Below are 18,660 nucleotides of genomic sequence, written 5' to 3'. Positions count from 1 at the left end.
CATGTCAACCACTGATGGCGCCGGCCCCGACCATGTGACGAGCCACTACAGTCCGGAACCGCTCCCCGAGATCTTCGCCGGCGGGGAGGCCTGCCCGCCCATGTCCAGACGGAACGGCGGGTACTCATCGGTCAGCAGTGCGGCATAGGCGGTGACTCGTGCGACCCAGCGGGCCAGACCGAGCAGGAAGTCGAAGAGATGAACCGGGTAACGAGCTCTGACCGCAAGGATGATCACGGCGACCAGTGAGAGAAAAGGAATGAGACCGCTGTAACGCCAGCCCTCGTCACTGCCCCAGCCACCGACAAGAATCCCGACGACGATGTACTGCGGGATCGCCAGCAGCCACCACTTCACGAGGACCAGGCCGCGGGAGAGGCGCTCGGGATAAGCGACGTCGAAATGCGCTGGATAGTCGGGCACATCCGCGAGGGTGAACGGCGGATACCGGTCGGTGCCGAGCGCGGTGTGGGCGTAATAACTGACACGCCAGTTCCACCGCAGCACACCGACGTTGAAGTCGAAGAGGGACCGGGGGTATCGGCCGGTGAACAGGATGGCGAAGAACGCGATGACGGTCACGCAGACGAACGCGATCCACAGGAAGAACAGCACGATGTAGTGCGGAATGGCGAGGAGCCACTTCACCAGCCACAGCCATCTGGACAGCCGAGGGTCGAGAGATGCCTCGATACGCACCGGTGACACGGCGGCAGGAATCATGTGGCGCAGCTCCTTTCGAACGTCCCCGCCCCCAGGCCACCGTCCGTGCTCCACCCCAGCAGGCAGGCGGCCAGGTGGCTTCCTGATCACGGATTCAGGCTTGCATGTGAAGTGGAACGCCGCGACTGGGGGTGGTCCACTCGCCGGGGAACGCGGAGCTGCCGGGCGAGGCCGTAGTCGCCACTGGCATGCGGTGCTGCTGGTGTCAAAGGCCGGCCGGGTGGTTGGAGAGCCAGCCGGCGTGCCGGGCGCGCAGGCTGTCCCGCTCGGTGGGCGTGGTGAGGATGACGTCTGCGCCGCCGTCGTACGGATGGTGGATGCGCCGGAGTTCCGGGTCGGTGATGAACACCTCCACGATCGACTCGTCGGCGACGGCGCGCAGTAGGTCGTCCACGCAGCCGTGTCGCCATGGCCGCCGGTCGGCATAGAGGCGTGTGTGGGTGTGGAACTCGGGGTCGGGGTCGTCCTGATCCGATTCGGTCCACCAGTGGGCGCCGTCGGGGTGGAGTTCCTGTCGCGGTGTCGGCCAGCCTGCGGGCCCGGTAGGGGTGCACGACCAGTCCATGGTCACGACGAACACTTCCAGGCCCGTGAACAGCTCGTCGAGGACCGTGTTGTAGCGGTCCAGCACGATCGCGTACTCGTCCTCGGACTCCGGGTGGCGCTTCGAGCCGGGGAGGCTGTGGAAGCGCACCCAGCGGTCCGCGTACGTAGTGCGGAAGGCGTGGGCGAGGGGCGGGCCCGACGGTCGTCGTTCCCGCCACAGCGCTGCGAGCGTCATGGGCGCGATGCCAGTGCTCAGCCCTCTGCCTTCGCCACCCCGATCGGACACGAAACCCCCGTCCCCCCGATCCCGCAGTACCCCGCCGGGTTCTTGTCCAGGTACTGCTGGTGATACCCCTCCGCCGGAAAGAACGTGCGCCCCTCCACCGGCAGGATCTCCGTCGTGATCGTGCCGTGGCCCGACCCCGTCAGGACCTTCTGGTACGACTCCCGGGACGCTTCCGCCGTCGCCGCCTGCTCAGGTGTGTGCGTGTAGATCGCCGAACGGTACTGCGTGCCGACGTCGTTTCCCTGGCGGAAGCCCTGCGTGGGGTTGTGGGACTCCCAGAAGGTCTTCAGCAGACGTTCGTAGGAGATGACGGACGGGTCGAACACCACGCGGACGGCCTCCGTGTGGCCGGTCAGGCCCGAGCAGACCTCCTCGTACGTGGGGTGCTCGGTGTAGCCGCCCTGGTAGCCGACCAGGGTCGTCCACACGCCCGCCGGGAGCTGCCAGAACTTGCGTTCGGCGCCCCAGAAGCAGCCCATGCCGAAGTCGGCGGTCTCCAGGCCCTCGGGGTAGGGGCCGAGGAGGGGGTTGCCGAGGACGGTGTGGCGGTCCGGGACCGTGAAGGCCGGCTCCGGGCGGCCCTGCAGTGCCTGCTCTGGGGTGGGCAGGACGGGCGTACGGCCGAACAGCATGGGCGGGCTCCTTCGTCTTCTCGCCGACGTTCCCCGTCTCGTCTCACTTCTCGCTTCTCGCCGGGGCGGCACCAGACACAACGTCCGAGTGCCGTCCCGAATTCCGTCCGGTTCCCGTCAGCCGGACGCCGCCACGACGTTCGCCACGCTCAGGTCGCGCAGTCGGCAGAACTCGCCCGCCGGGTCACCCTTGTAGCGCCACGGGAGGGCGCCCACATAGCCGTCCACCAGGCGGAACTGTTCCAGCGCCGCCTCGTCGCGGTCCTGCAGACACAGGTAGTACGCCAGGAGGTGCCGGACCTCCGGCAGACGCGGGTGGGACGGGTCGGCGGCAGCGGCGTCCGCGAGGGCCGCGTCGACCAGGGCGCGTACCTCCGGCGTACGGTCGGCGTCCGCGGAGTCGGACTCGTCGTGCTCGAAGTGCGCGATCAGCGGGAACGCCGTCATCAGGCTGCCCAGGGGGGCCTGTGCGGCGGCGCGGGCCGCGAAGTCGCGGGCCAGCTGCTCCGATCCGCGCCACTTCTTGCACCAGTACTGCAGGGCCGAGAAGTGGGCCTCGTAGTGGTGCGGGGCGCGGTCAGTGATCTCCTTCCACAGGCGGTCCATCTCGGCGTGCGGGTAGCCGAGGCCCAGCGCCGTCCAGATCTCGCCGACGTACGGGGACGGGTCGCCCTCCGGTGCGAGTGCCGCCGCGCGGGCGTGTTCCTCACGGGAGCGGGCCAGGACGCGGTGAAAGCCCTCGAACTGCTCGCCGGTGGTGTACTTCGCTCGCTTGCCGCCGCGGATGTTCCAGGCGAGGAACACCGTGCTGCGCGCCCTGACCAGTGCGGCGCCCGGGTCGTCGGGGCGTGCGGTCTCCCAGGCCAGCAGCCAGGCGTCGTCCTCGGCGGCGACGTCGGCGAGCCGCTCGCAGGCCGAGGTGCGGCGCTCCCAGGCCCGCGCTGCGACCGTCTCGTCGAAGAGGGCCGCCGTCGGCTGCCAGTCGCCCGCCTTGGCCGCGGTGATCGCCGCCGCGAGCCCGGCCGGGAGCGGCGCCGAGGAGTCCTTGTTCTGGCGTTCGGGCGGCAGCAGGCCCAGGGCGGCGGCCTCGGCGGGCAGCTCGTACTCCGTCGACTCCTCGCTGCCCTCCCGCCAGCCTTCCACGGCGCCTTGGACGATGGCCTTCAGGAAGTACAGGCCGAGCGCGAGCAGGGGGAGTCCTACGAGGGCCAGCACGACCCAGATGATGATCACAGCAGCCTCAGATGTGGTGGGTGAGCAGGGCCCGCAGCGGGGCCGTGTCGGGGATGTCGGCGACCGCCGCTCCGACCGCGGCGTCGAGGTCGGTCGGGGTGCCGTCGGGGGCGGGCGGCAGATGCGGGACGGCCGCACGCTCCCAGGAGAACTCCCAGCTCAGCAGGGCGCGGGCGCTCAACTCGGCGAGTGCCATGCTGCTGAGCGAGTCGTGCAGGGCGGGGCGTACGAACTCGCGGAAGGCGCGGCCCTCCGCGGCGGACGCCTGGTCGGACAGCGGCAGCCGGCGCGCAAGCTGCCACAGCTGGCCGTCCTCGATGAGCTTCAGCAGTGCGGGCAGGGTCGGGGCGTCCTTCGTGTAGAAGGCGAGCGCCCGGTGCAGCGGGGTGTTGAGGGAGGCGAGGCCCGCCGCCATCGCGCCGGCCAGCAGCTCCGGCCAGTCGCCGGCGCGGCTGAAGCGCCGTACCTCGTCCGTCAGGACCGTGTCCTCCAGGGCCGCCAGGGTCCGCTCCGGGGCGGCGAGGAGGGCGAGGGCCGCGCCCTGGGCCTCTTCCGCGCGGCCGTCGGCGGGCAGGGACTCGATGCGGTGGACGCGGTCGGCGATGGGCGGATGCGAGTCGTACGGCGACGAGGGCTCGGTGGCGAGTTCGGTGCGCAGCGTGGCCAGTTCGAGCTGGCGGGCGGTCAGCATCCGGCCGAAGCCGCCGAACACCTCACCGCGCGGCGGCAGCAGCCCGGCCTCGGAGCCCAGCGTCGCGTAGCCGCCCATGTAGAACCCGAACGCGGCGTCCAGCACCGGGATCTCGCGCAGCGCGGACGCCGTGGCGTCCCGTCCGGCGATCCGGGCGGCCGCGGTGTCTGCGGCGTACTCCTGGCGGCGGGAGACGGAGAGCGTGGCGCGGAAGTACAGCTTGGCGTACGCGATGTAGATCTTCGCCATCGCGCGGTACGTGATACCCGCACGGCCCTCGTCGACCTCCTGGGTCTCCTTGCCCCTGGCCTCGGCCTTGGCGTTCTTCTTCTCCTGCCGGGCCCGCTCGCGCGCCGCGGTGTTGTCGGCCCGCTCCTCGAAGTGCGCGATGGTGCGCAGGACTTGGGCGCGTCCGCGCACGGTGAGGACGGCGAGGCGGGTGTCGGAGTTGGCGTAGTGGCCCAGCTCGTGCGCGAGGACGGAGCGCAGCTGGGCCTGGGTCAGGCCCAGCATCAGCGGTACGCCGAGGTAGAGGCGGCGCGGTCCGGGGAGCAGGCCGAGCAGGCGGGCGTCCTCGCTGACGGCGGCGTTGACGTCGGCCGTCAGCACGATACGGGCGGGCGCGCGGGTGCCGACCCGGTCGGCCAGCTCCCTGACCGTGCGCCACAGTTCGGGCTCGTCGGCCTCCGTGACGGGCAGGCCCGCCATCTCCTCGTCCTTCGGTGTACGCAGCATGAACAGGCCGCGCACCACCGGGATCGCCAGCAGCGCGGAGACGATGTACAGCTTCACCGCGACACTGGCCGGTGCGTACCGGTACAGCAGCCAGTCGATGCCGGCGAGTAGCGCCAGCAGGACGACGCCGAGCAGATAGAAGCCGGCGAGCAGCACGAGAGCGCGTACAGCGCGCAGAGTCGCGCCCATTGGGCAGAGTCCCCCCACGGGAAAGGTTCACAGCAACGGAAAGCGGTCACACGGTCGTGCGGTGGGACCGTGACCGGTGGATGTGGGGGGAAGCGGAGTATCGCCTACCGGCGGGGAACGTGGCAAGGCATGTTCATGGAAAGCGCCGTCCCTCAGTGGAGCAGCGTCGCCGGGCTTCCGCCGTTCGCCTCGTAGCCCGCGACCGCCAGCGCCCGGTAGACCGCGAACTCCGCGGCCGGGTCGGCCGACAGGGTCCACGGGAGGGCACCGACATGGCCGTCGACGTGTATCAGCTGGTTCATCGCTTCCGCCCAGCGCTCGCCGCGGACCAGGAAGAAGAGCAGCAGATGACGGACGTGCGCCAGCATCGGGTCGTCCGGGCGGGCCGAGTGGACGGCGAAGAGGGCGCCGTGCACCGCCTTGGTCACGACCTCGCTCTGGTAGAAGCCGCTGACCAGGTTCACCTCGGGCAGGTGCTCGAAGACCGCGAACAGCGGCATCGCGGCGAGCAGCGAACCCTGGGGTGCCCGGGCCGCCGCGGCCTCCGCGAAGTCGTACGCCAGCTGCCGCGAGCCGTGCCACTTCTCGCACCAGTAGTGCAGCGCGGCGAGGTGCGCGCCCATGTGGGACGGGGCGCGGTCCAGGATCTTCAGCCAGAGCTGCTCGAACTCCGGCCGGGAGTACGCCAGTCCGCGGGCCACCGACAGCTCGATGATGTACGGGATCGGGTCACCGGGGGCCAGCAGTGCCGCGTCGCCGCACGCCGACCTCGCCTCCTCCATGATGATCCGGAACTCGTCCGTGCCCGGTGTCGCCGTCCGCCACGCCTGCTGCACGAGGAACTCCGCGTGCACCGCCGCGCCGCCCGCGTCCTTGGGCTGCTCGGCCCGCCACACCCGCAGCCACTGGCCGCCCGGGGTGCCGCTGACGCCGCCCGGCCGCTGCTGGAGCTCCAAGGACGCGGCGCCCGCGAAGGCCTGCACGCGCTGCCAGCGCCGCTCGCCCTCCGCCTCGGTGCCCGCGAGGAGCTGGGACGCCGCGCGGTAGTCCTGGGTGCGCTGCACCAGGTCCAGCACGTCCAGCAGGTCCTGGTCGGGGCCGGGCATGCGGATGTCCAGCTCCTCCTGGCGCACGAAGCCGTAGTTCGCCGGGTCCGCGGCGTCCGGGTGGCCCGGGTGGACCTGCTCGATCATGCCGCGCCTGCGCCGCATGACCGGCAGCACCACGAAGCCGATCATGACCAGCGCTATCAGGACCCAGAGAATCTCCATGCCTCAAGGGTTCCAGACGCCGCCGACAATTGGCGAACCAGGTCCGCGGCCTGTGGAAAACTCCGGCGTCCGGCATCCGGTCCGTTCGCGCATTACGCTCGGTGCCCATGAGCGACAGGCACATCAGTCAGCACTTCGAGACCCTCGCGATCCACGCGGGCAACACCGCGGATCCCCTGACCGGCGCGGTCGTCCCGCCGATCTACCAGGTCTCGACCTACAAGCAGGACGGCGTCGGCGGCCTGCGCGGCGGCTACGAGTACAGCCGCAGCGCCAACCCGACCAGGACCGCCCTCGAGGAGAACCTCGCGGCCCTGGAGGGCGGCCGCCGCGGCCTCGCGTTCGCGTCCGGACTGGCGGCCGAGGACTGCCTGTTGCGTACGCTGCTCAGCCCCGGCGACCACGTGGTCATCCCCAACGACGCGTACGGCGGCACGTTCCGCCTCTTCGCCAAGGTCGTCGCCCGGTGGGGCGTGGAGTGGTCGGTCGCCGACACCAGCGATCCGTCCGCCGTGCGGGCCGCCATCACCCCGAAGACCAAGGCCGTCTGGGTGGAGACCCCCTCCAACCCGCTGCTCGGCATCACCGACATCGCCGCGGTCGCCCAGATCGCCCGCGACGCCGGCGCGAAGCTCGTCGTCGACAACACCTTCGCCACGCCGTACCTCCAGCAGCCGCTGTCGCTCGGCGCCGACGTCGTGGTGCACTCCCTGACCAAGTACATGGGCGGCCACTCCGACGTGGTCGGCGGTGCGCTGATCGTCAGCGACCCGGAGCTGGGCGAGGAGCTGGCCTTCCACCAGAACGCCATGGGCGCGGTCGCCGGGCCCTTCGACTCCTGGCTGGTGCTGCGCGGCACCAAGACGCTGTCGGTGCGCATGGACCGGCACAGCGAGAACGCCACGAAGATCGCCGACATGCTCACCCGGCACGCGCGCGTGACGCGGGTGCTCTACCCGGGCCTGCCCGAGCACCCCGGCCACGAGGTCGCCGCCAAGCAGATGCGGGCGTTCGGCGGCATGATCTCCTTCCAGGTCGCCGGCGGCGAGGAGGCGGCCGTCGAGGTCTGCAACCGCGCCAAGGTGTTCACGCTCGGCGAGTCCCTGGGCGGCGTCGAGTCCCTCATCGAACACCCCGGCCGCATGACCCACGCCTCCGCCGCCGGCTCGGCCCTCGAGGTCCCCGCCGACCTCGTACGCCTCTCCGTGGGCATCGAGAACGTCGACGACCTCCTGGAGGACCTCCAGCGGGCGCTGGGGTAGCCGGCCTCACCAGCCCGTCAGTGGTGGTGTCGTCTCCGACGGGGGCTGTACCCAGGGGCGGGCTGTCAGGGCCCATACCAGGAACGTCACCGTCGCGGCGAACGTCAACAGCCACAGCAGGCGTCTGGCTGCCGTGCGCCGGCGCAGTATGCGGGTGCCGCGGCGCAGGGCGTCCGGGTACAGGTCCGGCGGTACGGGGGGTGGCGTGCCCTCCATGAGCCGGCGTACCGCCGCTTCCCGTTCGGGGCGGTTCATGTCCGTCTCCCGTCGGTCGGGGGCCTCATGAGGGGGCCACCTTCGTCCCTGCCAGCGCTGGTGCGGGACCCCGCGGGGGATGCAGCAGCGTGGTCATCGCCCGGGCGTAGATCGCGCGGACGCGCTCCACGGGGATGCCGAGCAGGGCCGCCGCCTGTTCCTCGGCGACCCCCTCGTACAGCCTGAGAACCAGGATCAGCCGCTCCTGCGGGGTGAGCCGGGCCAGCGGGCTGCCGGGATGCGGTCGGGACGACCGGCCCAGGGCGCCGGGGCCGCCGTACTGGTGCCAGGCGCTGCGCGCGAAGCGGCCGGCCAGGTCCTGGCGGGCGCGGTCGTACGGGTCCTCGCCGCGCAGCCGGTCCCAGGACGCGTACGTGTGCGAGAGCGCCAGCGTCAGCAGGCGCCGCGCGCGCGGGTTGTCGTCCGGGGACTCGGCCGTGAGCAGTGTCGCGGCATGCAGCAGCCGCCCCGCCGCGCCCGCGACGAACGCCTCGAACTCCCGGGCCCGGCGCGCGTCCTGGGCCGAACGCCGTTCTCGCACCGCGCCTCCCCCCTGCGGGCGAACCCTGACGGAAACGGGGCCCCGGCCGCGTACGGGACGCTGAACCGCGCACGCCTCCGACCTCACGCCCCGGTCTCATATGAGGCCAGGTGTGGCCCTTCGGTCAAGAGCCAGGGAGGGACGCGGGTCGCTCAGGACGCCGACGGAGGCTCCACGCCCGGCAGCCCCTGGGCCGCCATCCGGGTCGACAGCGCGGTGTTGAAGCGCGCGAGGAGCGTGCAGAACGCCTCGCGCTCCTCCGGCGCCCAGTCGTGTGTCAGCTCGGCCATCAACTGACGCCTCGACGAGCGCACTTCCTCCAGCCGCGACAGCCCGCGCGGCGACAGCTGGAGCACCACCGCCCGCCCGTCCTCGGGGTGCGAGGTGCGCTTGACGAGCCCGGTGTCAACCAGCGGAGCCACCTGCCGGGTCACCGTCGACGAGTCGATCCCCATGCTCGCGGCGAGCGCCTTGACGCCCATGGGGCCTTCCTTGTCGAGGCGGTTGAGCAGCAGGTATGCGGCGCGGTCCATGGAGTTGCGCACCTGCCCGACCCCGCCGAGCCGGGTCTGTTCGGCACGACGGGCGAAGACCGCCACCTCGTGCTGCAGCGTGTCGAGGAGACCGCTGTCAGCGACGGTCGTCATGTCCATCGACATTTCAGGTGTTGTGGGCATGGCCGGAGGCTCACTTCATGAAGGGGGTGCTGGGTTGGGGGACAGGGTACGCGGCCGGAAGGCGGGGTGTACCGACGCTGCGCAAACCCGTCTCGGTGCTTGGTCACAGCGCTGCCTTGCGCCTGTGAACTGCGAGACTTGAGTCATGAGCAACAGCACGGCTGACTCCTTGCCTCCCGTCACCCTCGACGACGTGCGCGGCGCCCAGAAGATGCTCACGGGTGTGGCAAGGATGACGGCCATGGAGGGCAGCAGGCACCTGTCCCAGCTGGTGGGCGCGCCGGTGCACTTCAAGTGCGAGAACCTCCAGCGGACGGGATCGTTCAAGCTGCGCGGCGCCTACGTCCGGATCGCCGGGCTGCTCCCGGAGGAGCGGGCCACGGGAGTCGTGGCCGCGAGCGCCGGCAACCACGCGCAGGGCGTCGCCCTGGCGTCCGCGCTGCTCGGCGTGCGTTCGACGGTGTTCATGCCGAAGGGCGCCCCGCTGCCGAAGATCAGCGCCACCCGGGACTACGGCGCCGAGGTGCGCCTGTACGGCCAGGTGGTCGACGAGACGCTGGCCGCCGCGCAGGAGTACGCGGCCGAGACGGGTGCGGTGTTCATCCACCCCTTCGACCACCCGGACGTCATCGCGGGCCAGGGCACGGTCGGCCTGGAGATCCTGGAGCAGTGCCCGGAGGTGCGGACGATCGTCGTCGGCATCGGCGGGGGAGGCCTCGCGGCCGGTATCGCGACGGCGGTGAAGACGCTGCGGCCGGACGTGCGGATCGTGGGCGTGCAGGCGGCCGGCGCGGCGGCGTACCCGCCCTCGCTGGCGGCCGGGCACCCGGTCGCGATCGGGAACCCGGCGACGATGGCCGACGGCATCAAGGTCGGCCGGCCCGGCGACGTACCGTTCCGGATCATCCGCGACCTGGTGGACGAGGTCCGCACGGTCACCGAGGACGAGCTGGCCACGGCGCTGCTGCTGTGCCTGGAGCGGGCCAAGCTGGTCGTCGAGCCGGCCGGCGCGAGCCCGGTCGCGGCACTGCTGAGCGACCCGGCCGCCTTCGAGGGCCCGGTCGTCGCGGTGCTGTCCGGCGGCAACGTCGACCCGGTGCTGCTCCAGCGCGTCCTGCGGCACGGCATGGCCGCGCAGGGCCGCTACCTGGCCGTTCGGCTCCGGCTGACGGACCGGCCGGGCGCCCTCGCCACGCTTCTCGGGGTGTTGTCAGTGGTGGACGCTAACGTCCTCGATGTGGGCCACGTACGGACCGATCCGCGGCTCGGGCTCACGGAGGCGGAGGTGGAGCTGCACCTGGAGACGAAGGGACCGGCGCACTGCGTCGAGGTCGGCCAGGCCCTGCGCGACGCGGGCTACACCGTCATCGGCTGAGGCCGCCGGGCCGCCCGGCAAGATCCCTGAAAAGCCCTTCGTCGTGCAGCGCGGAAAAACCGATTGAGAGACGCGATACATCGCGTTATGGTGTGCCCGATCTCAGTTGTATGGCCAGCAATCCCCGACGACGTGGAGACTCATATGCCAGGCGCCATCTATGCCGAAGGCCTGGTCAAGACCTTCGGTGACGTAAGGGCTCTGGACGGCGTCGACCTCGATGTCCCCGAGGGCACGGTCCTGGGCCTGCTCGGGCCGAACGGCGCGGGCAAGACGACGACCGTCCGCTGTCTGACCACCCTGCTGCGGCCCGACAGCGGCCGGGCGGAGGTCGCGGGCCTCGACGTGCTCAAGCATCCGAACGAGGTGCGGCGCTCGATCGGCCTGTCCGGCCAGTTCGCCGCCGTCGACGAATACCTGACCGGCCGCGAGAACCTCCAGATGGTCGGCCAGCTCTACCAGATGACGGCCCAGGCCGCGAAGGCCCGGGCCGGCGAGCTGCTCGAACAGTTCAACCTGGCGGACGCCGCCGACCGCACCGCGAAGACCTACTCCGGAGGCATGCGCCGCCGGCTCGACCTGGCGGCGGCCCTGGTCGTCTCCCCGCCCGTGATGTTCATGGACGAGCCGACGACCGGCCTCGACCCCCGCAATCGGCAGATGCTGTGGGAGGTCATCAAGCAGCTCGTCTCCGGCGGCACGACCCTGCTGCTGACCACGCAGTATCTGGAAGAGGCCGACCACCTCGCGCACGACATCGCGGTCGTCGACCACGGCCGTGTCATCGCCCGCGGCACCTCCGACCAGCTCAAGGCCCGCACCGGTGGCGAGCGCGTCGAGGTCGTGGTGCACGAGCGCGAGCACATGTCCGACGCCGCCGAGATACTGGCCGGCTTCGGCAAGGGCGAGACGACGGTCGAGGAGCACATGCGCAAGCTCACCGTCCCCGTCACCGGCGGCGCGAAGCTGCTCGCCGAGATCATCCGGGAGCTGGACGTCCGCGGCATCGAGATAGACGACATCGGCCTGCGCCGCCCGACCCTCGACGACGTGTTCCTGTCGCTGACGGGCCATGTGGCGGAGGTCAACGACGAGAACGGCAAGGAGGCCGCCGAATGAGCGCCGTCAGCGACGCCGTGCGCATCGCACCACCGGGGAACCCGATCAGTCAGTCCGTCCGGGACTCCCTGGTCGTCGCTAAACGTAACCTGATCCGGATGTCCCGGATTCCCGAGATGGTTATTTTTGGGCTGGTACAGCCCATTATGTTCGTGGTGCTGTTCACCTATGTCTTCGGCGGTTCGATGAAGATCGGCGGCAGCACCAGCTCCATCGACTACAAGAACTTCCTGATGGCGGGCATCTTCGCGCAGACCGTCACGTTCGCCACCGCCAGTGCCGGCGCGGGCATCGCCGACGACATGCACAAGGGCCTCATCGACCGCTTCCGCTCCCTGCCCATGGCCCGCGGCGCGGTGCTGACCGGGCGTACCCTCGCGGACCTGGTGCAGACGGCGCTGACTCTGCTGGTCCTCGCGGTCGTCGCCCTGCTGGTCGGCTGGCGTGTCGGGTCGGACGGCGACACCAACATCGGCAAGGTCCTCGGCGCCTTCGGCCTGCTGCTCCTGCTCGGCTACGCGTTCACCTGGATCGGCGCCCTGATCGGCCTGACGGTCCGCACGCCCGAGGCGGCCACCTCCGGCGGACTGATCTGGCTCTTCCCGGTGACGTTCATCTCGAACGCGTTCGTGGACACCAGCAACATGACCCCCTGGCTGCGCCATGTCGCCGACTGGAACCCGTTCAGCGCCACCGTCCAGGCGTGCCGCGAGCTCTTCGCCAATCCGGGGATCTCGGCCTCCGACGCCTGGCCCATGCAGCACCCGGTGTGGGCCTCACTGATCTACTCGGTCCTGATCGTCGCCATATTCAGGACCCTGGCGGTACGGAAGTACCGCTCGGCGACCGCATGACGACGCCCCCGGCGTCACAGGGACGCCGGGGGCCGTCAAGCGGATGTCGGCCGGGTCAGCCGCTGTACGGCTCGGCCTTCAGGATCGTCACCGAGGCCTTCCTGCCGTTCGGCAGTTCGTACTCCGCGTCCTCGCCGACCTTGTGGCCGATCACGCCGGAGCCCAGCGGGGACTGCGGCGAGTACGTCTCGATCTCGGAACTCGCGTACTCGCGCGAGGCGAGCAGGAAGGTCATCGTGTCGTCCTCGTCACCGTCGAAGGCGATCGTCACGACCATGCCGGGCGCGACCGCGCCGTCCGCCGACGCCGGGGCCTCGCCGACCTTGGCGTTCTCCAGGAGCTGGGTCAGCTGGCGCACTCGGAGCTCCTGCTTGCCCTGCTCCTCCTTGGCCGCGTGGTACCCGCCGTTCTCGCGCAGGTCGCCCTCCTCGCGCGCGGCCGCGATCTTGGCGGCGATCTCCGTGCGCGCAGGACCAGACAGGTACTCCAGCTCGGCCCTGAGCTGGTTGTACGCCTCCTGGGTCAGCCAGGTGACGTTCTCGCTGGTCTGGGTCACAGGTGCTCCTCGTAGGTACTGGGAATACAAAGCATCGCCCTACCCAGAAGGATGTTCCTTCACGGATGGGCGAAACCACGAGCCTAACAATTCAGCGCTCGCAGGGGGAGGACATAAGCCATCAGAATTACGTCAACGCAGGTCAGGCCCTACGTATTCCGGACGATGGTCAGTCGGCGTGGCAGCCGAGCAGCTCGGCCGTCGTGCCCTGGGCCGTGGTACGGAGCGTGACGACCTTGTCGATCCGTGTGACCTCCCCGCCGAAGCGGAAGTCGGCCCGGCCCACCTCGGCACCGCTCTCCGCCTGGGAGCGCACGGTGCAGTAGCCGGTGGCGCCGGAGTCCTTGCGGACCTCCAGATGCACCTTGACCGCGTCCTTCGTGGCGTCGAACTCGATGATCTCGGCGCTGATCTTGTTCTGGCCGACGTAGTAGTACGCGAAATAGCCGACCAGGGCGAGCAGCAGTGCCCCGAGGACGGCACCGGCGATCTTGAGCCTGCGGTCCGCGCGCTCGTCCGAGGAACGGCCGTAACGGCCCTCGGGCAACCGCGTGCTCGCCGTACTCATGATCGTCCTTCCGGCCCCGGAATGAATCGCCCCCCGATTCGGTCACTATAGAAGCCGCCGATCGCACCGGTTCACGCCGGGGCACCGACCTATGAGGATTGAGTCTTGACTGACCAGCTGCGACTGATGGCCGTGCACGCCCACCCCGACGACGAGTCGAGCAAGGGCGCGGCCACCATGGCGAAGTACGTGTCCGAGGGGGTGGACGTGCTGGTCGTGACCTGCACGGGCGGGGAGCGCGGCTCCATCCTCAATCCCAAGCTGCAGGGCGACAAGTACATCGAGGAGCACATCCACGAGGTACGCAAGAAGGAGATGGACGAGGCCCGCGAGATCCTCGGGGTCAAGCAGGAGTGGCTCGGCTTCGTCGACTCCGGCCTGCCCGAGGGCGACCCGCTGCCCCCGCTCCCCGAGGGCTGCTTCGCCCTGGAGGACGTCGACAAGGCGGCCGGTGAGCTGGTGAAGCAGATCCGCTCGTTCCGCCCGCAGGTGATCACCACCTACGACGAGAACGGCGGCTATCCGCACCCCGACCACATCATGACCCACAAGATCTCGGTGGTGGCGTTCGAGGGCGCGGCGGACACCGAGAAATACCCGGAGTCCGAGTTCGGCCGGGCGTACCAGCCGTTGAAGCTGTACTACAACCAGGGCTTCAACCGCGCCCGTACCGAGGCCCTGCACCAGGCGATGCTGGACCGCGGCCTGGAGTCCCCCTACGGGGAGTGGCTCAAGCGCTGGGACGAGTTCGGCATGAAGCAGCGCACGCTCACCACGCACGTTCCGTGCGCCGACTTCTACGAGATCCGCGACAAGGCCCTGATCGCGCACGCCACGCAGATCGACCCCGACGGCGGCTGGTTCCGCGTCCCGATGGAGATCCAGAAGAAGGTCTGGCCGACCGAGGAGTACGAGCTCGCGAAGGCTCTCGTCGATACGTCCATCCCCGAGGACGACCTCTTTGCGGGCATCCGCGACAATGCCTGACATGAGCGCAAGCGCAAGCCTGGCAATGACGCACCTCGCCACCCTCGCCAAGGAGGTGGACGAGGACAAGGTCACCCCCGGTGTCCTCGGATTCATCGTCTTCGCGGTGATGGCACTGGCCGTGTGGGGCCTGATGAAGTCCATGACCAAGCACATGGGCAAGGTCGACTTCAAGGAGGCCCCGGACCCGAAGGCAGAATCCGGGGCCCCGGAGGCGTCCAGTACGTCCAAGGCGCAGCAGCAGGGCTGACCCGAGGGGGCGGGGGACGCGTGCTCACTGCTGCTGCGGCACCGCCACCCCCATGACCTCGCGGGCATGGCGGCTCGGCACCATCCCGAGTCGCCAGGCCTGCCAGCCGGCCTCCAGGTTGATCCCCCGCTCCAGCAGGAGCCCGTACGCCTCCACGTAGTCGTCGAGCTTCTCGTCCCGCAGCGGATGGCGGCCGCGGCCCAGCTGGGCCAGCTCCTCCTGCGCCACGGCCGTGCCGACCTCGACGCCGCCGGGTGCCGCGTAGGGCAGGAGGGTGCCGCGCAGGAAGCGGGCCCAGTCCTCGCCGCGGCGGTCGCCGTACGAGGTGAAGAGGCTCACCGCGTCGTCGCACAGGGCCAGGGCCTGCTGGGTGCGGGTGTTGCCCGCGTCCACGACCGCCAGTTCCAGGCAGGTCCAGGCCTCGCCGTGGGCGACGCCGATGCGCTGGAAGTCGGCGCGGGCGTCCACCAGGAGCTGGCGGGCGAAGCCGGAGTTGCGCAGTGAGCCGGTCTGGGCCGCGCGCTGGTCGCGGGTGACGCGGGCCGAGTGGTGCCGGGCGCAGGCCAGACCGTAGACGTCGCGCATGCGGGAGAACATCGTGCGGGAGCGTTCCAGTTCGCGGACGGCGAGGTCCAGGTTGCCCGTCTCCTCCAGGGCCTGGCCCAGGTAGTAGACCGTCCAGGCCTCGCCGCGCGCGTCCTCGTTGTCGCGGTGCCGGGACGCCGCCTGGCGCAGGCCGTCCACCGCCGGGGACGGGTCGCCGGCGACCAGGCGGGCGCGGGCGAGCTGGGTGAGGGCCCAGGCCGTGCCGCGGGGGTCGCGGGTGCGGCCGTAGAGGTCGAGGGCGGCGCGGAGTTCGGACTCGGCGCGCGGGACGTCGCCCATGCGCAGGCCCAGCTGGCCGAGCTGGAAGTGGGCCCAGGCCTCGCCGTGCACGGACTCGCCGGCGCGGTGCAGGACCAGGGAGTCGGTGAGCAGGCGCATCGCCTCGGACAGGCGGGCCCGGTCGCGTTCCACCGCCGCCAGGGCGTGCATCGTCCAGGCGCGGTCCGTGGCCAGCTCGGGGGCCGACTGGAGGTCCAGGGCCTCCTGGAGCTTCTTCGCCGCCTCCGTGAGGCTGCCCTGGTGGTGGAGCGTGATGCCCAGGGAGCACAGCGCCCGGGCTGCGCCCGCGTCGTGATGGGCCTCCATGTAGAGGTCGACCACCGACGCGAGCGTCGTGCGCGCCTTGTCCAGCTCACCCAGCTGGCGGGCCGCGATGCCGGTCCGCCACTGCACCGAGCGGACCAGCAGGCCCTGGTCCACGGCCTGCGCCAGTTCGCTGATCTCGCCCAGGCGGTAGAGGTCGCCGCGCAGCAGGCAGTAGTCGCACAGGGCGCCCAGCAGGTTCAGGACCGCCGCCTGGTCGACGCCCTCCGCGTGCCGGAGCGTCGAGGTGATGAAGCTCGACTCGTCGTCCAGCCAGCGCAGCGCCTCGTCCAGCGAGGTGAACCCGTGCGGGCTGAAGCGGTCCGAGCGGGTCGACATGTTGCCGTCGACCAGGCGCAGCACCGAGTCGGCGAGGTCGGCGTAGTTCACGATCAGCCGTTCCTGCGCGGCCGTACGCTCCGACGGTTCCTCCTCGTCGAGGAGGCGGGCGTGGGCGAAGGCGCGGACCAGGTCGTGCAGGCGGTAGCGGCTGCCGCGGACATGGTCGACCAGGCCCGCCCGGGCGAGGACCACCAGATGGCGGGTGGCCTCCGCCTCGTCCGTGGCCAGCAGGGCGGCGGCCGCCGCCGCCCCCAGCGAGGCCCGGCCCGCCAGGGCGAGACGGCGCAGCAGGCGGCGTGCCACCTCCGACTGGTCGGTGTAGCGCAGCCACAGGACGCGTTCGGTCGGTTCCACGGGGCCGTACGCGCTCAGGTCGGTGGCCAGTTGGCGCGGTGAACGCGGGCCGAGGGACGAGCCGGCGATGCGCAGCGCCAGCGGGAGCCCGCCGCACAACTCCCTGATCCCGTCGGCGGATTCGGCGTCGTAGGGGCCCGAGGCGTCCTGTGCCGCCGAGGTCAGCAGCTCCTCCGCGCCCGCCGTGTCCAGCGTCTCCACCGGCATCTGGTGCACCCAGGCGGCGAGGCCGGCGGGCAGGTCGAGGGGTTTGCGGGCGGTGACCAGGACCAGACTGTCGGAGCGCTCGGGGACCAGGGTGCGGATCTGCGCCGGGTCCGAGGCGTCGTCCAGCACGACCGTGACCGGCAGGCCTGTGAGGTGCTGGTGGTAGAGCTCGCTGAGGCGCTTGACCTGCTGGTCCGCCGAGGAACGCTCACGGAACAGGAGCTGCTCGCGGGGGGCGCCCAATCGATTCAGCAGATGCAGCAGCGCGTCCCGGGTGGACAGGGGCGGCTCCTCCACGCTGTCGCCGCGCAGGTCGACGACGCACGCGCCGCGGAACTGGTCCTTCAGATCGTGGGCCGCGTGGATCGCCAGTGCGGTACGGCCGCTGCCGGGCGCCCCGTGCAGGACGACGACCGTCGGCTTGGTCTCGGTGCTCGCGCGGGCCGCCTGTACGCACTGCCGGATGCGGGCCATCTCCTGCCGCCGGCCCGCGAACGGGCCGACCGGCTCCGGGAGTTGGCCGAACGACTGTTCCAGTACGTTCCGTCCGCGTGCGGCCGCGCTCTTGTCGGTGCCGCGCAGCCGCGGGCCGGACTTCTTCGGGCCGGTGGACGCGCTGAGCACCCGCTGCTGGTCGAGGAAGGGACGGATCCCGCGTACCTCCAGCGCCGTCAGCCACTGCAGCCGCAGCTGTTCCGGACCGCCGGGCTGGCCGGCGGCGCCCGCGCGGTGATGCGCGGCGGGCAGATGCGTGCCGGCCACCTTCACCACCGTCGCCGCCGCGCCCACGACGCCCACGGTGACGCCCGCGCCCACCGCCGTGCCCGCGCCCGTGCCGAACGCCAGATCGGACACGGTGGCCGCGACCGCCGCGACGCCCGCCACCAGCAGCGGCGTACTGCCGCCCTCTCGCGCGAACCGCTGCCCGAACGTCAGCCGACCGGCCTCCGCCTCGTCCAGCGCCCGCGTGAACGCCTCGTACTCCTCGGCCGCCGACTGCGCCATGGCGTCCAGCGCCCCGCGCGCCCGCGACATCAGCACCTGACCGTCGGTGCGCCCGCCCGAGCGCCGCACCTCCTCCTCCACGGCCCGGGCCAACAGCCGCTCGGCGTCCGTCCGATGGCTGTCACGCATTCGGCCTCCCCCGGCCTCGAAGGCCCAGGATTCCAGGCGGCTTTGCCGCTCGGTGGTTCCTGCTTCATCACCCACTGCCCCGGCTTGCGGGGTCTTACGCGGGCTCCACAGGCGTTTTATCTCTCCGCAGGCCCTGCGGCGAGCAATCTGCGCCACGGAGAGCTCCGTATCCGGGTGGCGAGCACAGTTGTGTGCTCGGGAACCAGCGGTCGACCTTGATGAAGGCGCGTCCGTAGCGGTGGCACTTGGCTTCCAGAGTGCGGGCGAAGACGCCGAGGGATTGGTCGTGGACGGACTTGCCGAGCCTGCCACGCCGGGTGCCCATGCCCTTCACCTTCGGACCCTTGCGGTCCCCGCGCCGCCAGGCGAAGAAGTTCCGGGATGCGGCGTGCAGGTCCCCGAGGGACTGTACGAGTGCGACCGACGGAGCTTCCTTCAGCCACTGACGCTCCCCGGTCCCCTTTGCCGCGGTGATGACCAGCTTCTGCAACTGGGCGTCGGTGATGAACGGTTCTCCACGCTTGTACGCCTCGTGCCGCATCCGCAGGCCGTCGTTATGGACGACGCGGGCGCAACCGAAGAAACGAGCCAGGATCTGCTCCTGCTCACTGTTCGGATGGATCCGGTAGTTGTAGAGCAGCTTCACCGTTCACCTCCCCGGCATGATCGAAGGAACGTCTGCGAT

The 18,660-nt window shown here is 70.8% G+C and carries 19 protein-coding genes; 6 read left to right on the top strand and 13 right to left on the bottom strand.

Annotation, left to right across the window (positions count from 1 at the left end; translation table 11 throughout):
- Nucleotides 1–45: 45 nt before the first annotated feature.
- From AQJ91_RS07375 to AQJ91_RS07350, 6 genes are all read right to left on the bottom strand, one after another.
- Complete coding sequence (locus AQJ91_RS07375) at nucleotides 46–723, bottom strand: DUF4389 domain-containing protein (protein WP_067017638.1); 678 nt, start codon at nucleotides 721–723, stop codon at nucleotides 46–48.
- Between the two features lie 205 nt (nucleotides 724–928).
- The gene (locus AQJ91_RS07370; protein WP_234381861.1) at nucleotides 929–1,504 is read right to left on the bottom strand and encodes a DUF3885 domain-containing protein; all 576 of its coding nucleotides are present in this window, start codon (nucleotides 1,502–1,504) and stop codon (nucleotides 929–931) included.
- 17 nt (nucleotides 1,505–1,521) lie between these two features.
- Nucleotides 1,522–2,187 carry a peptide-methionine (S)-S-oxide reductase MsrA gene (gene msrA / locus AQJ91_RS07365; protein WP_067017636.1) on the bottom strand — a complete coding sequence of 222 codons (666 nt, stop codon included), beginning with the start codon at nucleotides 2,185–2,187 and terminating at the stop codon, nucleotides 1,522–1,524.
- A gap of 117 nt (nucleotides 2,188–2,304) precedes the next feature.
- Nucleotides 2,305–3,402, bottom strand: a complete 1,098-nt coding sequence (locus AQJ91_RS07360) for a hypothetical protein (RefSeq protein WP_234381859.1) — start codon at nucleotides 3,400–3,402, stop codon at nucleotides 2,305–2,307.
- Between the two features lie 25 nt (nucleotides 3,403–3,427).
- Nucleotides 3,428–5,035 (bottom strand): M48 family metalloprotease, encoded by a 1,608-nt coding sequence (locus AQJ91_RS07355; protein ID WP_067017634.1) that lies wholly within the window; start codon nucleotides 5,033–5,035, stop codon nucleotides 3,428–3,430.
- 152 nt (nucleotides 5,036–5,187) lie between these two features.
- Complete coding sequence (locus AQJ91_RS07350) at nucleotides 5,188–6,306, bottom strand: hypothetical protein (RefSeq protein ID WP_067017632.1); 1,119 nt, start codon at nucleotides 6,304–6,306, stop codon at nucleotides 5,188–5,190.
- 107 nt (nucleotides 6,307–6,413) lie between these two features.
- Here AQJ91_RS07350 and AQJ91_RS07345 point away from each other — a divergent pair, with 107 nt between their 5' ends.
- Nucleotides 6,414–7,568, top strand: a complete 1,155-nt coding sequence (locus AQJ91_RS07345; protein WP_067017630.1) for a cystathionine gamma-synthase — start codon at nucleotides 6,414–6,416, stop codon at nucleotides 7,566–7,568.
- 6 nt (nucleotides 7,569–7,574) lie between these two features.
- On the opposite strand, the gene AQJ91_RS07340 is transcribed toward AQJ91_RS07345, so the two are convergent.
- The 3 genes from AQJ91_RS07340 to AQJ91_RS07330 form a co-directional block, all read right to left on the bottom strand.
- Complete coding sequence (locus tag AQJ91_RS07340; protein WP_067017628.1) at nucleotides 7,575–7,823, bottom strand: hypothetical protein; 249 nt, start codon at nucleotides 7,821–7,823, stop codon at nucleotides 7,575–7,577.
- A 25-nt stretch (nucleotides 7,824–7,848) separates the two neighbouring features.
- The gene (locus tag AQJ91_RS07335; protein WP_067017626.1) at nucleotides 7,849–8,364 is read right to left on the bottom strand and encodes a sigma factor-like helix-turn-helix DNA-binding protein; all 516 of its coding nucleotides are present in this window, start codon (nucleotides 8,362–8,364) and stop codon (nucleotides 7,849–7,851) included.
- A 152-nt stretch (nucleotides 8,365–8,516) separates the two neighbouring features.
- Nucleotides 8,517–9,023 (bottom strand): MarR family winged helix-turn-helix transcriptional regulator, encoded by a 507-nt coding sequence (locus AQJ91_RS07330; protein WP_067017624.1) that lies wholly within the window; start codon nucleotides 9,021–9,023, stop codon nucleotides 8,517–8,519.
- Between the two features lie 163 nt (nucleotides 9,024–9,186).
- On the opposite strand from AQJ91_RS07330, the gene ilvA reads away from it, so the two are divergent.
- The 3 genes from ilvA (at nucleotide 9,187) to AQJ91_RS07315 (ending at nucleotide 12,389) form a co-directional block, all read left to right on the top strand.
- On the top strand, nucleotides 9,187–10,416 hold the full coding sequence (gene ilvA / locus AQJ91_RS07325; RefSeq protein ID WP_067017622.1) for a threonine ammonia-lyase: 1,230 nt from the start codon (nucleotides 9,187–9,189) through the stop codon (nucleotides 10,414–10,416).
- A gap of 144 nt (nucleotides 10,417–10,560) precedes the next feature.
- Nucleotides 10,561–11,535 (top strand): ATP-binding cassette domain-containing protein, encoded by a 975-nt coding sequence (locus AQJ91_RS07320; RefSeq protein WP_067017620.1) that lies wholly within the window; start codon nucleotides 10,561–10,563, stop codon nucleotides 11,533–11,535.
- Nucleotides 11,532–12,389 carry an ABC transporter permease gene (locus AQJ91_RS07315; protein ID WP_067017618.1) on the top strand — a complete coding sequence of 286 codons (858 nt, stop codon included), beginning with the start codon at nucleotides 11,532–11,534 and terminating at the stop codon, nucleotides 12,387–12,389. Before AQJ91_RS07320 ends, AQJ91_RS07315 begins: the two co-directional genes overlap by 4 nt.
- A 55-nt stretch (nucleotides 12,390–12,444) precedes the next feature.
- Here the strand turns inward: AQJ91_RS07315 and greA are convergent, their stop codons facing one another.
- Both greA and AQJ91_RS07305 read right to left on the bottom strand, forming a co-directional pair.
- Entirely contained in the window at nucleotides 12,445–12,945 is a 501-nt protein-coding gene (greA, locus tag AQJ91_RS07310) for a transcription elongation factor GreA (RefSeq protein ID WP_067017617.1), read from the bottom strand.
- A gap of 169 nt (nucleotides 12,946–13,114) precedes the next feature.
- On the bottom strand, nucleotides 13,115–13,513 hold the full coding sequence (locus AQJ91_RS07305; RefSeq protein WP_067017616.1) for a DUF4307 domain-containing protein: 399 nt from the start codon (nucleotides 13,511–13,513) through the stop codon (nucleotides 13,115–13,117).
- A 126-nt stretch (nucleotides 13,514–13,639) separates the two neighbouring features.
- On the opposite strand from AQJ91_RS07305, the gene mca reads away from it, so the two are divergent.
- Both mca and AQJ91_RS07295 read left to right on the top strand, forming a co-directional pair.
- Nucleotides 13,640–14,500 carry a mycothiol conjugate amidase Mca gene (gene mca, locus AQJ91_RS07300; RefSeq protein ID WP_067018042.1) on the top strand — a complete coding sequence of 287 codons (861 nt, stop codon included), beginning with the start codon at nucleotides 13,640–13,642 and terminating at the stop codon, nucleotides 14,498–14,500.
- On the top strand, nucleotides 14,493–14,750 hold the full coding sequence (locus tag AQJ91_RS07295; RefSeq protein ID WP_079084741.1) for a hypothetical protein: 258 nt from the start codon (nucleotides 14,493–14,495) through the stop codon (nucleotides 14,748–14,750). Before mca ends, AQJ91_RS07295 begins: the two co-directional genes overlap by 8 nt.
- 24 nt (nucleotides 14,751–14,774) lie before the next feature.
- On the opposite strand, the gene AQJ91_RS07290 is transcribed toward AQJ91_RS07295, so the two are convergent.
- Nucleotides 14,775–17,975, bottom strand: coding sequence for an ATP-binding protein (locus AQJ91_RS07290; protein ID WP_067017612.1), 3,201 nt, complete (start codon nucleotides 17,973–17,975; stop codon nucleotides 14,775–14,777).
- Nucleotides 17,976–18,069: 94 nt separating this feature from the next.
- Nucleotides 18,070–18,621 carry a helix-turn-helix domain-containing protein gene (locus AQJ91_RS07285; RefSeq protein ID WP_067017609.1) on the bottom strand — a complete coding sequence of 184 codons (552 nt, stop codon included), beginning with the start codon at nucleotides 18,619–18,621 and terminating at the stop codon, nucleotides 18,070–18,072.
- Nucleotides 18,622–18,660: the final 39 nt, after the last annotated feature.

This window comes from Streptomyces dysideae (genome assembly GCF_001514305.1).
Lineage (GTDB): Bacteria > Actinomycetota > Actinomycetes > Streptomycetales > Streptomycetaceae > Streptomyces > Streptomyces dysideae.
The sequence above is the reverse complement of the archived record's forward strand: the minus strand, read 5'-3'. Positions and strand labels throughout refer to the sequence as shown.

Excerpts from the sequence above, each read along its gene's own strand:
- AQJ91_RS07305 (WP_067017616.1), bottom strand. The coding sequence starts at position 13,513 with ATGAGTACGGCGAGCACGCGGTTGCCCGAGGGCCGTTACGGCCGTTCC.
- AQJ91_RS07340 (WP_067017628.1), bottom strand. The coding sequence starts at position 7,823 with ATGAACCGCCCCGAACGGGAAGCGGCGGTACGCCGGCTCATGGAGGGC.
- AQJ91_RS07375 (WP_067017638.1), bottom strand. The coding sequence starts at position 723 with ATGATTCCTGCCGCCGTGTCACCGGTGCGTATCGAGGCATCTCTCGAC.
- AQJ91_RS07330 (WP_067017624.1), bottom strand. The coding sequence starts at position 9,023 with ATGTCGATGGACATGACGACCGTCGCTGACAGCGGTCTCCTCGACACG.
- AQJ91_RS07320 (WP_067017620.1), top strand. The coding sequence starts at position 10,561 with ATGCCAGGCGCCATCTATGCCGAAGGCCTGGTCAAGACCTTCGGTGAC.
- ilvA (WP_067017622.1), top strand. The coding sequence starts at position 9,187 with ATGAGCAACAGCACGGCTGACTCCTTGCCTCCCGTCACCCTCGACGAC.
- AQJ91_RS07355 (WP_067017634.1), bottom strand. The coding sequence starts at position 5,035 with ATGGGCGCGACTCTGCGCGCTGTACGCGCTCTCGTGCTGCTCGCCGGC.
- AQJ91_RS07315 (WP_067017618.1), top strand. The coding sequence starts at position 11,532 with ATGAGCGCCGTCAGCGACGCCGTGCGCATCGCACCACCGGGGAACCCG.
- AQJ91_RS07370 (WP_234381861.1), bottom strand. The coding sequence starts at position 1,504 with ATGACGCTCGCAGCGCTGTGGCGGGAACGACGACCGTCGGGCCCGCCC.
- msrA (WP_067017636.1), bottom strand. The coding sequence starts at position 2,187 with ATGCTGTTCGGCCGTACGCCCGTCCTGCCCACCCCAGAGCAGGCACTG.
- AQJ91_RS07345 (WP_067017630.1), top strand. The coding sequence starts at position 6,414 with ATGAGCGACAGGCACATCAGTCAGCACTTCGAGACCCTCGCGATCCAC.
- AQJ91_RS07295 (WP_079084741.1), top strand. The coding sequence starts at position 14,493 with ATGCCTGACATGAGCGCAAGCGCAAGCCTGGCAATGACGCACCTCGCC.
- mca (WP_067018042.1), top strand. The coding sequence starts at position 13,640 with ATGGCCGTGCACGCCCACCCCGACGACGAGTCGAGCAAGGGCGCGGCC.
- AQJ91_RS07290 (WP_067017612.1), bottom strand. The coding sequence starts at position 17,975 with ATGCGTGACAGCCATCGGACGGACGCCGAGCGGCTGTTGGCCCGGGCC.
- AQJ91_RS07350 (WP_067017632.1), bottom strand. The coding sequence starts at position 6,306 with ATGGAGATTCTCTGGGTCCTGATAGCGCTGGTCATGATCGGCTTCGTG.